This window comes from Haladaptatus halobius (assembly GCF_020618475.1).
Classification (GTDB): Archaea; Halobacteriota; Halobacteria; order Halobacteriales; family Haladaptataceae; genus Haladaptatus; species Haladaptatus halobius.
The window spans coordinates 1,157,835-1,171,426 of record NZ_CP085335.1; the positions used below are offsets into that span (position 1 = coordinate 1,157,835).

16 protein-coding genes are annotated in these 13,592 nt (G+C 58.9%); 5 read left to right on the forward strand and 11 right to left on the reverse strand.

Translation table 11 applies throughout. The annotated features are described in order from the left end of the window. Window positions 1-73: 73 nt before the first annotated feature. Both LIW51_RS06450 and LIW51_RS06455 read left to right on the forward strand, forming a co-directional pair. The gene (locus LIW51_RS06450; RefSeq protein ID WP_227376382.1) at window positions 74-2,194 is read left to right on the forward strand and encodes a hydrogenase iron-sulfur subunit; all 2,121 of its coding nucleotides are present in this window, start codon (window positions 74-76) and stop codon (window positions 2,192-2,194) included. A gap of 1 nt (window position 2,195) precedes the next feature. Beyond that, entirely contained in the window at window positions 2,196-2,822 is a 627-nt protein-coding gene (locus LIW51_RS06455; RefSeq protein WP_227376383.1) for a TorD/DmsD family molecular chaperone, read from the forward strand. Window positions 2,823-3,005: 183 nt separating this feature from the next. On the opposite strand, the gene LIW51_RS06460 is transcribed toward LIW51_RS06455, so the two are convergent. Genes LIW51_RS06460 through LIW51_RS06470 form a run of 3 tightly spaced genes read right to left on the reverse strand, consistent with a single transcriptional unit; the run spans window position 3,006 to window position 3,675 of the window. Then, complete coding sequence (locus LIW51_RS06460) at window positions 3,006-3,242, reverse strand: hypothetical protein (RefSeq protein WP_227376384.1); 237 nt, start codon at window positions 3,240-3,242, stop codon at window positions 3,006-3,008. Next, window positions 3,235-3,531: a hypothetical protein gene (locus LIW51_RS06465; protein ID WP_227376385.1), complete on the reverse strand. Its 297-nt coding sequence runs from the start codon at window positions 3,529-3,531 to the stop codon at window positions 3,235-3,237. The genes LIW51_RS06460 and LIW51_RS06465 overlap by 8 nt, the downstream gene beginning before the upstream one ends. Before the next feature lie 3 nt (window positions 3,532-3,534). Next, entirely contained in the window at window positions 3,535-3,675 is a 141-nt protein-coding gene (locus tag LIW51_RS06470) for a hypothetical protein (RefSeq protein ID WP_227376386.1), read from the reverse strand. 343 nt (window positions 3,676-4,018) lie between these two features. On the opposite strand from LIW51_RS06470, the gene LIW51_RS06475 reads away from it, so the two are divergent. Then, a complete protein-coding gene (locus LIW51_RS06475; RefSeq protein ID WP_227376387.1) occupies window positions 4,019-5,257 on the forward strand; it encodes a DUF7405 family protein in 1,239 nt (412 codons plus the stop codon). A gap of 51 nt (window positions 5,258-5,308) precedes the next feature. On the opposite strand, the gene LIW51_RS06480 is transcribed toward LIW51_RS06475, so the two are convergent. The 6 genes from LIW51_RS06480 to LIW51_RS06505 form a co-directional block, all read right to left on the reverse strand. Then, window positions 5,309-5,479: a hypothetical protein gene (locus LIW51_RS06480; RefSeq protein ID WP_227376388.1), complete on the reverse strand. Its 171-nt coding sequence runs from the start codon at window positions 5,477-5,479 to the stop codon at window positions 5,309-5,311. Window positions 5,480-5,568: 89 nt separating this feature from the next. Next, window positions 5,569-5,919 (reverse strand): hypothetical protein, encoded by a 351-nt coding sequence (locus LIW51_RS06485; protein WP_227376389.1) that lies wholly within the window; start codon window positions 5,917-5,919, stop codon window positions 5,569-5,571. Next, entirely contained in the window at window positions 5,916-6,065 is a 150-nt protein-coding gene (locus tag LIW51_RS06490; RefSeq protein WP_227376390.1) for a hypothetical protein, read from the reverse strand. The genes LIW51_RS06485 and LIW51_RS06490 overlap by 4 nt, the downstream gene beginning before the upstream one ends. Next, a complete protein-coding gene (locus LIW51_RS06495) occupies window positions 6,062-6,325 on the reverse strand; it encodes a hypothetical protein (RefSeq protein ID WP_227376391.1) in 264 nt (87 codons plus the stop codon). The genes LIW51_RS06490 and LIW51_RS06495 overlap by 4 nt, the downstream gene beginning before the upstream one ends. Before the next feature lie 88 nt (window positions 6,326-6,413). Then, entirely contained in the window at window positions 6,414-7,235 is an 822-nt protein-coding gene (locus LIW51_RS06500; protein WP_227376392.1) for a DUF7124 domain-containing protein, read from the reverse strand. Continuing rightward, window positions 7,232-9,010: an aldehyde ferredoxin oxidoreductase family protein gene (locus LIW51_RS06505; protein WP_227376393.1), complete on the reverse strand. Its 1,779-nt coding sequence runs from the start codon at window positions 9,008-9,010 to the stop codon at window positions 7,232-7,234. The genes LIW51_RS06500 and LIW51_RS06505 overlap by 4 nt, the downstream gene beginning before the upstream one ends. Before the next feature lie 1,034 nt (window positions 9,011-10,044). On the opposite strand from LIW51_RS06505, the gene LIW51_RS06510 reads away from it, so the two are divergent. Together LIW51_RS06510 and LIW51_RS06515 are read left to right on the forward strand one after the other, a co-directional pair. After that, complete coding sequence (locus tag LIW51_RS06510; protein WP_227376394.1) at window positions 10,045-10,941, forward strand: NAD-dependent epimerase/dehydratase family protein; 897 nt, start codon at window positions 10,045-10,047, stop codon at window positions 10,939-10,941. 111 nt (window positions 10,942-11,052) lie between these two features. Then, window positions 11,053-11,535, forward strand: coding sequence for a DUF6010 family protein (locus LIW51_RS06515; protein WP_227376395.1), 483 nt, complete (start codon window positions 11,053-11,055; stop codon window positions 11,533-11,535). 139 nt (window positions 11,536-11,674) lie between these two features. Here the strand turns inward: LIW51_RS06515 and LIW51_RS06520 are convergent, their stop codons facing one another. Continuing rightward, complete coding sequence (locus tag LIW51_RS06520; protein ID WP_227376396.1) at window positions 11,675-12,268, reverse strand: phage NrS-1 polymerase family protein; 594 nt, start codon at window positions 12,266-12,268, stop codon at window positions 11,675-11,677. Then, window positions 12,247-12,828, reverse strand: a complete 582-nt coding sequence (locus LIW51_RS06525; RefSeq protein WP_227376397.1) for a hypothetical protein — start codon at window positions 12,826-12,828, stop codon at window positions 12,247-12,249. The genes LIW51_RS06520 and LIW51_RS06525 overlap by 22 nt, the downstream gene beginning before the upstream one ends. Window positions 12,829-13,592: the final 764 nt, after the last annotated feature.

Genomic DNA, 13,592 nt, shown 5'->3' on the forward strand with positions numbered 1-13,592 from the left:
AACTGACGCATCCTGTGTCATATGGTGACTCTTCGCAAGAACTATGTTCGAGACAACGGTAGGAGTAGAGGAAATGAACACCGGGGCGTTCGTCTGTTCCTGCGCCGGAACGTGTGCAGTAGACTTAGAAAGCGTTCGGGAGGGGGTCGAAGGCGTGGACGTAGTAGCGAGTTCAAGTCTGCTTTGCGATGATGGGTTAGAGGCGATGGCACAGGTTATCGACGAATACGAACTCGACCAGCTCGTTATCACCGCATCGGAGGCGGGGTGCAAGCAAAAATTCCGCCAACTCGGGGTTGAGAAAGGGCTCCATCCCGAGGCGACTTCGTTCGTGAATCACCGCGAAGAAGCCGGCTGGGTTCACGACGAACCCGCCGCGACGGCCAAGACCGCTCGACTCATCAACGCCACCTACGCCGGTCTCCGCGAGGAAGCCAGCTCGCGGAACGTTTCGAAGGAGACTGGTGAGTCGGTTGCGGTGGTTGGCGACGCCGAAGCCGCCGCAGCGCTCGCGGATACCGCGAACGTGACGCTCATCGCGGACGGAACGGATTTTGCGGATTCCGACACTGACCTCGACGACGTGGCCGTTGAGCGCGGTCGCGTAATCGATGTCGAGGGGAGTTTCGGCGAGTTCGAGCTACGCCTCGAGTCGCGCGTAACTGAGGACTGCGTTGGGTGTATGAAGTGTGTCCGCGAGGGGCCGGACGGTGAGGTGACGCGGTATCCGGTCGATATCGCACCGGGCGTGGAAGACGGCGACTGGGTCGAGTGCTGTCCGACCGATGCTATCGCGCTGGAAGGCGTCGAGCGGACGTTGGAAGCCGACCAAGTCGTTTACCCTGACGCGGACGCACAAACGCGGGGTGGCCGTCTCGGCTTCCACACCGGTTCGCTCGACGCGGCCACCGCCGCTGCTGTCGAGAGTCTGCTCGGCGGCATCGAGAAACCCAAACACCTCGACTTGGAGATGGACGTGTGTGCCTCCGGGGCGTCGAGTCAGATGGGTTGTAACGAGTGCGTCGACGCCTGCCCTCACGGTGCAGTCGAGCGCCCTAACATCGACGAAGTGGCGTTCGACGAGGTGGCATGTCAGAACTGTGGTGCCTGCACGAGCGCGTGCCCGACCGGAGCGGTCGAACTCCGCGAGCCGTCGAACGAGCGAATCGCCCGCGAAGTCGAAGCGCTGCTCGAACCTCGGGAGACGGGCGGGTGGTTATTCGGCGGCGCTGACTCGCTGGGCGAACAGGTCATCGCATTCGTTTGTTCGGAGCGTGCTCGGCGCGCACTCCGCGAGTACGGTCGTAGAGCAACAGTAGGAGATGCCGATGAGTTTAGGTATCATCCCGTGCTCCCAGTATCGGTTCCCTGCACGGATACGGTCGGGGAGGCTCACGTGATGCACGCACTGGCAGCGGGTGCCGACGGGGTGGCACTGCTCGGGTGCGGCGAAGCGTGTAGTCACACCGGCCCGGAGCCGAAGGCGGACTTCGTCTCGCGGCTTAATCGCGCGACGACCGATTTCGGACTCGGCGAACGCGTCGCATTTCTCGCACCCGACCCGAACACCCCCGAAGCGTTCGTCGAATCGCTCTCGGCGTTCGTCGAGGATCTCGACGATTCACCGATACCCGCGGGCGGACACGTTGCGACCGGCCATCTGGTCGACGCCGACCGACCAAATCCGTCGTACGACAGTCACGGCTGGACGCTCGAGAGCGTCCGAGCTATTTTGGGTCACGTCGAGCCCGAGCGCGAAGTGATTCGCGGCCTGAAGGATTTCGGGTGGATGGAAGTGAACGACGACTGCGTCCTGACGCCAACCTGCACGAACCTCTGTCCGACCGACGCCATCCGTCGTATCGAAGGGAGTCTTCAGTTTAACCACGAGTTGTGCGTCAACTGTGGTCTCTGTGCGGAGGGATGTCCGGAAGCCGCCATCGAGATGGAGGACGGACTTGATCTCTCGTTACTCCCCGAGAACCGTGAGGGTGACGACCCCGCGTGGGTGACGGTTCGCGAGGGCGAGATGCGAAGGTGCATCCGATGCGGTGACCCATTCACTAGCGAGGCCTCGGCCCGGAAGATCGAAGACGAGGTCGGTGAAACGGTCGCCGGACTCTCATCGGACTCCGAACACAGCGTCTTCGAGTACTGCGGCAACTGTCGCGCGCGCTTTCTCTTCGAGGGGTAATATGAACGACCACGAAATCTACGACGCTCGACTCGAGATACTCGACTACGCCATCGATATTTTCTCGGACGCGCCGGGAGAGTCGTTTATCGGGACCTTCCTCGACGGAGAGAGTAGAATCCCCGAAAAGGAGGTCAACCCCGCACTGGACGAAGGGTTCGCTGAGGTGAAAGCGTTCATCGCGGAGAACGAAGGCCGGTCGGTTGAGGACGTGCGAGACGAGTTGGCGACCGAGTACACTCGGCTGTTCGTCGGCCCACGCCCACCGGTGCTCGCTCACGAGACGTACTACCGAGACGACACCGACTTTCTCGGTACGGGGCTTGCTGATGTGCAAGCCAGCTACGCAGCGGCGGGGTGGGCACCGCCGGAGGAATATCCCGAGGAGGCCGACTTCGTCGTGGTCGAGTTAGCCTTCCTTCGGTATCTCGTCGAGCGACAACGTCGGGGCGACGACGAGACGTTCGGCTTCGAACGGGTCTTCCTCGACGAGCACTTACTCGCGTGGGTCGACACGTTTTCCGCGGCCGTACTAAAGAACACTGACGAGTCGTTCTATCGCGCAGGAGCCAAAATAGTCGAAGGATTCGTCGAGTTTGAGGACGAGTTGGTCGCGCAGATGGTCTAATCTTGTCGCTTAAGTAGCAGGGGTTCACATCAGGCTCGCCCGGCGAGGCTCTGCGCCCGTTTCGACGTACTCCACGACCGGAGTCAGCGGGGAGAGCCCCGTTGCAATCCCCCACGAGATGATGGATGTTTCAAAAATACATCGGATTCGATAATTCGAAGGAGTTCAACAGGGCCGGGGAAGTCATTCTGTGACGAACAGAATCGACCCGAGGAGGGCGGCCAGCGATGTGACCGCCAGCGCCAGTGCGACGGGCGTCGCTGTGGCTATCACCTGCTCCATCCGGAAGTACCACCTCCACGTCTGCTGGGTCTCGGCGATGAATCCCGTGAATCCGACTCCGGCCACGACCGCGACGAGGGCGATGAGGAGGACAAGCGGAATCGTCTGCACCGCTCGCCGGAGGTTCATCTCACGCATCGCCCCACCGCCTCCGCGCGACGACGAATAAGCCGAATAGTGGGAGGAGCACGGCCAGCAGATACTGAACGAACAGGCCGACGTAGCTCAGTGTCGATTCGAGATGAATAGTCCAGTGCCACGTTCCTTTCGCCTCCGCGATGATGGCGATAGTGCCGATTATCAGTAAGGAGAGGCCGAGAAGTGCTGTCAGCGCATACACCGCCGTCCGGAGGGTGTCTAACAGTCGGTGTCGGGTCGAGCGGTCGCGTACGCGATGTTGGTCATGTGGGTCGTGTTCACCTTCCATGTGTTACCCCCAGTACGTCCGATACGCGTCGAAGACGATGAGACCGAAGACGAGTATACCAATCGCTACGATCACCGTCGCACTGTCGAGCGATAGTGGATAGTACGTCTCGGTTCCGCCGTGAATCGGACTGATTGTGGCCAATATTAATGCTCTTTGGGATACAACCGCTTAAACGCTTTTGCCGGCGGTTTTCTCGATGAGAGAGGCTTCGTTCCGTGAACTGCCTCCGGTGCGACTCCGAGACTACTCACCCTGAGATATCAGTATATTATCTCGTCCCTTCCGAACCGTGAATGTAGTTCCGATCAGTCACCAAAACGGATTCCGAGACGGCAGAATCCAGTCCACGATGACAACGTTCGCTCGAACCGTCCTTCCATCGACAGCGAGTGTTTCTGCAGGCTCCCGGGCTCGTTTCTTCAATCGGTTGACTCGTCGGGAAATCCTTTTGCTAATCCGGACGGTAGTCATTCCGACGATTGGTATGAGAACGCGACGCCGCCTGCTTCGAAAGCTGGCGGGGACGGCCGCTGGGGTAGGACTCGCCGGATGTTCGGCGCTCTTGGAGGACGAACCTCGGAAACGCGAGTCCCCGCTCAACCTTCCAACCAATCCGAACGCCAACCGAGTTCCAAGCCGCCAACACGCGTGGAACGGATTTTCGCGGTCGGACTCCGAGGGTAACCCGCTTTTGCCACGCCACCATCTCGTATTGCTTCTTACCCTCTCTTCGGAGCCGTCGGTCGAAGCCGCTCGACGCGTCGAGCGTGCGATGCGGACGTTGGAATCCGCCTACGACTGGTCGTCTGACGGTCTGATCCACATCCTCGCGTGGGGAACGCAGTACTTCGAACGCTTGGACGACCTTGACGCGGCTCCGATCCACCGCCCGACGGTTATTTCGCGAACTGACGACCCGAAGCTACTCGATTTCGATGCCGCGCTGGTGCTCGGAAGCGACGCACCCTCGCACATTCGGGCCGCCGAGTCGGCCATGTTCGGCGGAAAAGGAAGCCTCACCGACATCGAAGTCGGTGACCGCCTAAGCGATGTGTTCGACGTCGAAGAACGACGCACGGGGTTCAGAGGAGCGGGGTTGCCGGTCGAACACACCGACGCTGAGGGGATTCCGAAAAGTCCGCCACTTTCCGAGAAAGACCGGATGTTCATGGGGTTCCGATCCGGATTGCGGGGAACCCAGGCCAGCGAAGATCACGTGACCATCGACTCCGGTGCGTTCGCAGGCGGGACGACCATGCATCTCAGCCACCTCAAACAGTCGCTAGACGAGTGGTTCGAAGCGTTCGACGAGAGTGAGCGCGTCGCGCGGATGTTCTCTCCGGAATTTTCACCGAAGGATGTCGCGGGATTCGCCCACGACGTACCATTCACCGATGCGGTACGTGAACACGCTCGTAAGTACGATGTGGTCGGTCACCAGGAGAAGGTCGCCCAGACGCGACAGGACGATCAGCCGGTGATTCTCCGACGCGACTTCAACACGGTGGACGGCGGCCACGCAGGCGTCCACTTCCTCGCACTCCAGCGGTCGCTGTCGGACTTCGAACGAACCCGGAAGGCGATGAACGGCTGGTACGTCCGTGACGATAGTCGGAAAATCACCGAACGGAAGAACAACGGCATTCTGGACTTCATCACCGTCCTCTCCCGAGCCAATTTCTACGTCCCGCCGCGCGAGAAACGGGCCTTCCCACGGCTCTAAGGACTCTCGTCCTTCCGAATTGTTTGTACTTCCCGTGTTCCCCGGCGATGATCACTCTTCGAGTTCTTCGAGAAGTTGTTCCAATTCTTCGGGAAACTCGATCTCCCCGTCTACTTCACCGTGGTTGATCTCGTGCGGGCCGGTGCCGTGATCCCAGATTTCGTGCCCTCCGTACGTCTCGAACCCGACGCTAGGTCTCCAGCCGGAGTCTTTGTGCGTCATATGATATCATTCTACGAGGGACGACTTATGCGTTCCCCCGTTACATGGCTGAGAGCCGCTTCGCGGTACGAAAATGTTCGAGCGAACGATCACGGCAGATCTCCTTCCCATGGTGCGTTCGGCGGGCGGACGGTATCGTCGTCCCCAAACACGCCCGAGAACAGTTCGACGTGAAGCCCGAGGAGTACAGCTTCGGACACTCCTGTCTCGTCGGATTGGTGGCTTAACAACGTTGCCAGTTCGTCGCTGGGTTCGTGGCGAACGGTTCGGTTCTCGACTTCGAACGTCACGTCGGTCGCGCCGGAGACCACATGTTCGATTTCGAGCAACGCCTGTTCTACTTTGGTTTCGAACGCTTGGTCGTCGTCCATCAGGCGTCGATCACCCCACTCTTTGGCCGCCGCGACGAATCGGTTACCGACCTCGAATTCAACCGTCAAAACGACACACCTGCCCCATCGTCGGCGAACGCAATCTCCCAGGCAGTGGGTTCCTCGCACACCGGACACCGCCGTCGAACGGCGCTATCTTCGAGATACACGAAATCGGCGAGTTGGCCACAGTCCGCGCACTCGTAGTAGGTCATCGTTCTGGCGGGAATCGTTCCGGCGTCGGAGACGTTTCTTCGAGCGCACCGTACAGGGCGATCAGCAAGCCAATAAATACGAACAGAACTGCCAGACCGACCAATCCACTCAATGAGGATTGACCGACGAAGTCTCCACCGGACCAAATCGATGGAATGGTATTGAAGATTCTAAGCGCGCTCAACACGACCCACCCGGCGAAGAGTAGGATAGCAGCCAACAGTACGGGCGATTGCTTGCCAGCAGTTCGTAGGCTCATGGGTTCCTCCTATGCCACAACGTACCACGCCGACCGCCAAAAAACTACTCCGCGATCTCGGCTTCGACTGAGCCGCACATGTCGGGCGTTACTCCGCGATTTCCCAGTCGGCCTTCTCCGCGGCCTCAGCTAGCGGGACGAATTCCCAGTCGGCGGCGGCCGCGATTGCCTCATCCTCGCCTTCGATTCCTACGAGAACCATTCGCTCGGCGAAGAACATCGAGTGGCGGTCGATGTTTGCAAGGCGCTCCGCGGGCGCGGTTCCGCCGCCATTAAAGAAGTCGAGATCCACCTGCTTGTCGCGCTGGAATTTGTTGATAATGTGAGCGGGAACCTCGCCCACGAGGCCGACCCAGTCCGCCCAGCCAGCGACGTCGGCGGCGACGGTTCGAATGTCGGCAAGCCGCTTTGCCGCCTCGTAGGTGAATGCCAGCGTCATGTCGTCTACCCCGCCGCCGTGGGGGCCAACGGTCGACGGTGTCTCGGTCGATTCGTTTGACTGCTCAGAGGTACCTGCATCCACACGGTCATCGGACGCAGCCGTATCTGCAGCGGTCGGGGTTCCATCCGACTGACCACCGGCGGTGCCAGTGGCCCCAGCGCCGGCGCCGCCGGACTCGACTGGAACGCCGACCGGTTTATCCTCGTTTTCACGAGGGACGCGCGGAAGTGAATTCGAACCCGTGTTTGCCGTCGTTGAATCGGCATCCGCGATTCGAGAGTCGTCGGACGCGCCATCCGTGGGTGCGTCCGATTCCGAAGTCGTCTCAGCGTTCGACATTGCAGTCGAACTCTCCGAGTCGTCTATCGGGTCGCCTTTTTCACGCCAGAACCAATCCCCCGGTTTTAAAGTGTTCTCTGTATCGGTCTCGCCTGCGTCCAGGTCATCGAGGTCTATCCTGTCAGTCATCGTTCGATCGAATGGTCGGCAACCGGTGTCTGGTCGTCGACGGCGGCAGTCAGGTCGAGTCGGTCGAGAAGTGCCCGGGTCGGACGGCCCGAGTCGCTCCAGCCTCGTGCCACGTAGTAGCGCTCTCGCAATGATTCGAACGCGGCAGGGTCGATGCTGTGTCCATCGGTTGGGCCACCAGAGAGCGGTTTTGTGAACACGTCCGGAAGTGCATCCTCTTCCTTCGAGAATCCCTCTCGAACGTTAAACAGTCGAATCAGTGTCCACACCCGCTCGCCGACGGTCCACAGAGCGCTGGAGTCGTACTCGCGGCCCACGGCTGCCAGCCACTCCGCGCCAAGGTCCTCCCAGAGCACCTCCCCCATAAAGTCGTCCGCGATAAGGCTCCAGAGGACGGATCTGACGTTTTGCTCGGTCACGACGATCCGAACCCGATCCTCATCGGTCCACTCTTTGCTGAATACTTCCGTTTCCACCGGGCGAGCGCGTCGATGACAGCCACCCCGGTCGCTCGTTGCATACGCGAGCGCCATCCCCATTGACCCGCGAGGGTCGTAGGCGGGCAGTTCCATCGCCTTCACCGTCGGGATGAGGTTCTCTCCGCCGAACGCCGATACGGCCGCGGCAACACCATCTGCAAGCACGTCGCCCAGCGGCGTCGCTCTCGTTGCAATTTCTTCGATGAGTGTTCGCGCGGCCTCGGCATCGCCGAAGTCTAACTCCCGATCGATGACGTCGTTTTGGCTGGCCCGAATCGCCCACGCGACCACATTTCCCACACTAATGACGTCTACGCCGAGCCGATCACACGTTTCACCCAAAATTGTCATGGCGTCGAACTCGTCGACGCCGAGTTCTGCGCCAAGGCTCATCGCTGTTGCGCCGCGGGGAACGTACGTACCGTTTTCCGTTTCGATCCGGAACCCACCTGGCAGAGTATCGTCATCGTGTTCGCGCTCATTGGCTACCTCGTGAGCCGCCTCGATGCCGATGTTGTCGGTCTCCTCGAACTGCCCCTCCTGCCAGCCCCGCGTCGAGAGGATGCCAACTTCGTTCGCGAAATCCACAGTTTCTAATGTTCCGCTTGCCCGTTGCCACTTCCCAACATCGTTTTCCTGGTATCGATCGGCGTATTCCGCTCTCAAATCGGGCAGTTCGTCCGGCCTGTCACCGTTCGCAACGACTGCCTTCAATCGCTTTGCACCCATGACTGCACCGGCACCGCCTCGTCCGGCGTGGTGTTCGGCTCCATCGGACGCGATGGTTGCAAATCCGACACGGTGTTCACCAGCCGAACCGACGCACGCGACTGCGGCGTCCGGAAATGCATCACACGTATCGACCGCATCCCTTCCCCACAGGTCTTCGGCCGGTGTAACGGTCGCGTCGCCGTCCTCAAGTTCGATGATAGCCGGTTCGGCAGCGCAACCGTTGACGAGTAGTCCGAGATGGTCGCCGAGGGCACCCGTGAAACTGGCTGCGAACTCCCCACCGCTGTAGGAGTCGAGAAATGCCCCCGTCAACGGCGACTTCGTTACTGCGGCATATCGAGGTTCGCCGGGTAAGAGCCCCGACAGTGGTCCCGTCATAAACAGTAATGCATTGTTCGGCCCGAGTGGATCCGTTCCGGCGTCAAGTTCTTCGTAGAGGTACCGAGCACCGATTCCCTTTCCCCCGACGAACCGACGTAGCCAGTGAGCGGGCACCTGCTCACTCTCGACCATGCCGGTCGATAAATTCACCCGAAGCATCCGGTCTGGCGTGACCGTTGTCATCCTATAGCACATCGGGAACGACGATGTTAAGAATTGCCCTGGAAGGAACGAGAACCGTCCGTTCCTGCGGACAATCGGCTCACCAATCCTCTTCAAATTCGCTGTCCGAATTTTCATCCATCGGACTGGTTATGAACAGCCTCGTCTGGGAGTGCATCGAGTCATGGTCTCAATAGGTAAGTCCTCGAGACAGAGTGGATTCGTGTCGCTGTATACTTCCCTGCGACAAGGGGAACGAGCACAGCAGCGCGAACAACTAATACCCACTCTGACGTTACAAGTGCTCTTCATCGGAGTTGGCGTGAATGATTTACTCGAAGCAGAACGGCGAATGATCGAGTCGGTCGGTAATCCGCGCCCAATTATCAAAACGACCGAAGCGATAGCTTAGAGAGCTGGGCAGCTCGACGGACGGCTGCGGAGCGAAGGAAACCGAATTGACAGAGGAGATGTAATAATTTGCGCAACAGAATTGGTTCTGAATGAACCGGTTTTAATGGGCAATAGCCGGCATTTTGAGCGCATCGACGGTCTTACCGTCGAAACTTATTAACGTATATGACCGTAGGCTAACATCTGAATACTGAGCGAGCTTTGAAGGATAGGGCTCGTCGGTATGAGTATCGGAGGAAGAATCATGGTTCCGACGATAGTTTAAGCTCGCTTCGCTGCCAACACCTACAACGAACACGCGAACCGTCAATTCGAGAAGCGATACCGTCGCAATACTACCGAAAAAAGGGACGACGTTTAGGTCGACTTCCGCCGTCTCCGAATCGAACGCTTGTAGAACGCGATATCTTGCTCGCTCGCTCCGTCCCTCACTCCACGGCCACCGTGTACCGGCGCGTATCCATCACCACGTTGGAGCCGCGTAATGACCGTCCGACTGTCTGCCACCAACGTCGGTTTCCGCTGGTACTGATTCGACTAGTAGGTGATTCAGTGTCTGAAGTAGATGATCTACATGGAGGCAATCTGAATCTCTCAACGAATGTGCCGGGATATTAGGGAACGGCGGAAAAAGTACGATCATGACCGGGACAGTCGCCGTCACCGGAGGCAACGGCCGCGTTGGCCAGGGCGTACTGGCGCATTTGAACGACGAGGGCTACTGGACTGTCAACCTCTCACGGGGGAAGCGAGCGGAGGAGCAGTCGGATGCGTATCTCACGACCGATTTGCTGGATGCAGGCGACGTCTACGGGTCGCTTGCGAAGAGCGATGCCGACGCGGTCGTCCACCTGGGGATGCTACCAACGCCGGACGGAACCCCTGGATATCGAACGTACGAGAGTAACGTCATGTCCAGTTATCACGTGCTGGAGGCCACGGGTACGCTTGGAATCGACACGGTCGTTCTGGCGTCGAGTTTCAGTGCGATGGGTGGCGGCTTCGAGCCGGACGGCGTTACCGTTGACTACCTGCCCGTAGACGAACACCACCGTCTCACACCGTCGAACCCGTATGGATTAGGTAAGCAGACGCTCGAAATCGCTGCCGATGGGTTCGCACGCCGCGTCGATGACCGGCCACAGACCATCACATCGCTCCGATTTCCGTGGGTCGTCGACGATACCCTCGCCCGCGAGACGTTTGTCGAGAATGATCGAACGCTGAGGGGGATGCGGAACTCGGAGCACTACCATACGCAGCGCAATACGCTGTTCACCTACGTTCATCTGTCGGACGCGGTCGACCTCGTCCGGCGATCCGTTGAAGCCACCTTCGACGGCCACGAGCGCATCTGGGTGTCAGCGCCCGACACCAGTGCCGAAACGCCCACTCGTGAAGTCATCGCGGATGTCTTCCCCGATGCCGAAGTTCGAAGTGATTTCGGCAAGGACGAGTATTCAGCGCTGGTCGACACCGCCAAAGCAAGGACTCTGTTCGACTGGGCACCCGAGTGGAGCTGGCGGCAGCTGGCCTGACGAAGTAGTGTCGATAGGGGAGAAGGAGAGGGACGGACCGAACGCGTCGAGGACGCCGAAAAGCCTTAAGGTCGTAGTCAGTGCCCACACGAACAGCATGGAGGCGTCTGGTTGCTACTAATCGAAACAACGCTGGTTACGCAAGCGCAAGCGGATTCGCAGTTGATCGTCCGGGTGTTGATCGAAGGTGCAATCGGTGCGATAATGCTGTCAGTCATCGCGTTTCTCCTCTCCCGCTTCACCAGAGACATCGTCGGCCGTTCCCTACTCGTCATCCTCTTGTTCGCTGCTGCCGGGGCATACTTCGGCTTTGCCGCGGGGATACTTCCGAGACCGAATCCGATCTGGTTGCTTATCGAGTTGGTGCAGGTTATTATCTTCGGCACTCTGGTCTTGCTCGGGTGGCGCGGCTCTCCGTATTGGATTGCTGCCGGATGGGCGTTGCATCCATTCTGGGATGCGTGGCACTACATCGGACCGGGACAATCATTTGCGCCGATGGCCTACGCGGTCGCCTGTTTCAGTTTCGATTTGATCGTTGCTGTATTCATCATCCTCGCCTATGGACTCGGACTACTCGGGGGTGCTGAGTAGCACTCCTTGAGAAAAGCCCTTGATTTGGATTTTGACCCTTGCAGAGCGTCATTGCTGCTACGATGAAGCGGGCGGACTTATCGATAGATGCCGAGAAATCGTTTGAGATGGCTCAGTATCCGACTACCTGAAGGGTTTGCTACTGTCTCTCCTTCGAGTTCCTGACGTTTTGCTCGTTCTCTGCCACGGTCGTCGCGTAGCCGTTGGTTTTCGAGTTCCAGTTCTCGAAGCCGCCTTCGAGTTCGGTGATCGTCTCGATGCGTTCGCGTTCCCGTTCGTGAAGCGGGGCTGTACCACCATTTGTGACGGCCGCTGTTGATTCCGGCGCTGGGAGCCCACTTCCGTCGTCTCCGTCGCTCTCGGCCATGTCGGTGCTGGTGCTGGCATCGTCGTCACTCGGCGAGAAGGACTCCGTCGTCACGTTCGTCGCCCGGTCGATGGTCATCTCGCCGTACGTGCTCCCGTCGGCGTCCCACTTCTCGCGGTGAAGTCCTGACCGACGAAACAGCCTGTCCATCTGGCTCGTATCGCCACTCGTCCAGAAGGCGAGCAGGCAACAGAGCGCCATATCCGCTTCCGAGTGGCTATCGTAGTCCCCGGTATCGCCGCGCCAGAGGCGTTCGAACTTCGCGCTGTTCGCCGCCGAGCGTGCGCGTTTAACCACCTCCTCATCGGCGAGGTTCGTTTTTGAATCCGGAGATGTTGCCTCCGCTACTTGGTAGTTGCTCTCCACTGACTCGTCCGATTCCGACGCATCGTCTGGTGCGACGTGGACGTCGTAGACGGTCGTGAGTGCGTCGGTCCGATCGTGAATTCTCGCGGGCGACCCCCCAATCCGATCACCAGTGACGGTGAAAAAGCGACCGTTCTCGTAGAGTTCGACGGTACCACGGCGATTCCGTCCCGGGGGAGGGTGTCCTTGACAAGTACGTGATACCCCGTTCCGGATGGACTGGTTTCAGTATACGAATCCAGTTGGTTGATGATCGTCACTGCCCAGTCTGCGGTCTCTCCGTCCAAATCACGGACAGCGTCAAGGTCGACACCGACGAACGGATCATCCTCGGTAAAGATGAAGCCGACCCCGTTTCTGGAATTGTCGTCGGCGTGTGCAACTGCATCCTCGAAACAGACCCATCTCTCAGGTTTGTTCGTGGACGCGTACTGTCCGGTAATCGGGTTCACCGGGATTTTCGTCGGCTTTTCACCGCGTGACTGGACGCGCCAGCAGACCCACTGTTCGTATTCGAGGAGTGCTGGTGGAACGTCCGCATCTGTTGGTAGTTCCGTCATGCGTTCTTGGTATCTCTCCGCTGGACAGCGGGTCGTGAATACTCCTAAAAACGAATTCGTACTATTTGGTCGTATCTGAGCTTGGTGGAAGTGATCAAGATGGCGAATCATTCGCTCGACTGTTCTGCGTTCGCGCTACTGGAGGAGATTTACACCTCTCAGAACACGTCGCTAACGGCGTTTCTCGCCCGGAAATCAACGCTATTGGCGTCTCCGGAAGTGTACTCCCCGGAAATCGCCCGGGAGAACGGCTGTTGTCGAAGTATGTGGAGAGGCCACGAGTTGTTGCTGCGGCAGTTACCGAATTGGGAAGCACGCGGATTCGAAAACCGGGGAAAGACGCCGGTTTGCTGGCGGATATGCGTTAATAATAAACGGTCAAAATCGCCATGGTCGGCATACCGTAATCGCCGGGCAGAAGGGATTTATAGCATTATTAATCCAGTTGAACACTGGTAGTTTGCTCGCTTCTATTCAAGAGAGGAAATGCGCCGAATTTACCGAATAATCGGTTGTGGCGGTCTGACACCGGCATGTATGGTTTCCGGTGTACGATGGTTAGATTGCCGTTCCCTGAAACCGCTGATTTCGCCGGTAATACCTGGGGTGTACCGGCGAACCCTGTTTTCGAACTCGGGGAGATGGTCCTCACTTCATTACAAGTCGTATCGTCGTTCAAGGTATCGACGAAGAGAACCGGCGTACTCGCCCGGATTCGGCAATCGAGCGGTTCGAGGCGACCACTGTCGACCCCCGCGAACTTG